The organism is Mesorhizobium sp. M7A.F.Ca.CA.002.09.1.1 (genome assembly GCF_003998555.1).
Taxonomy (GTDB): Bacteria; Pseudomonadota; Alphaproteobacteria; order Rhizobiales; family Rhizobiaceae; genus Mesorhizobium; species Mesorhizobium ciceri.
The window spans coordinates 1-778 of record NZ_RZRR01001433.1; the positions used below are offsets into that span (position 1 = coordinate 1).

Sequence of the window (778 nt, forward strand, 5' to 3'; positions counted from 1 at the left end):
ATGCCATGGTGTAGACGCCGTAACCGACCGCGCCCATCACCAGCAGCACCACCCAGATCAACGGCGTTGTGATCAGCAGAGGCAGCAAAAGCGCGCAAACGGTTGTTGCCAGTGCGCAGACGATGATCATGGCGCGGCCGCCAAAACGCTCCGCCAGAAGGCCGAGTGGTATCTGCAGCAGGATGTTGCCGAGGGAAAGCGCCATCACCAGCGAGGCCAGAACGGCTTCCGCCAGGCCATAGCTGGCGCCGAAGACCGGGACCAGCGCATAGGTGCTCTGCTGGACCGCCGCCGAGACAAGCACGGCAAGCAGCAGCGCCGGCGCCATTTTGGCAAACCCGACAAGGCCGCTGGCAGGCTGGCCGTCATCCTCGAAGCCGGTGAGCTTTGACGAGACGGCGTGCAGGATCACCGCGCAGAGCGCGAAGCCGGCGACGCCGACCATGAAAGGCGCCCAGCCCGACGTACCGAGCAGGGTCAGCGCGAATGGTCCGGCGGCATAACCGGCGCCCATCAGCGTGTTGAACACGCCCATCACCCGGCCGCGCCGCGACGGCGGTGCCAGCGACAGCGCCCACACCTCGCCAAGGATATAAAGCGGATTGATGACCACGCCGATGATGAAGCGGATGACGAACCACGCCACCCAGTCCTGCAGATAGCCGATGCCCAGGAAGCAGAGCGCGCCGATCAGCGAGCAGCCGACCGCCAGGTTGCGCCCGCCGACCAGCCGCACCGCCGCCGGCACGAAGGAAGCCGACAGGATCAGCCCGAGCGG

Annotated in this window: 1 protein-coding gene; it reads right to left on the reverse strand. The window is 66.5% G+C overall.

The annotated features are described in order from the left end of the window. A partial coding sequence (locus EN994_RS33790) for an MFS transporter (protein ID WP_164746544.1) occupies positions 1–778 on the reverse strand: 778 nt, incomplete at both ends.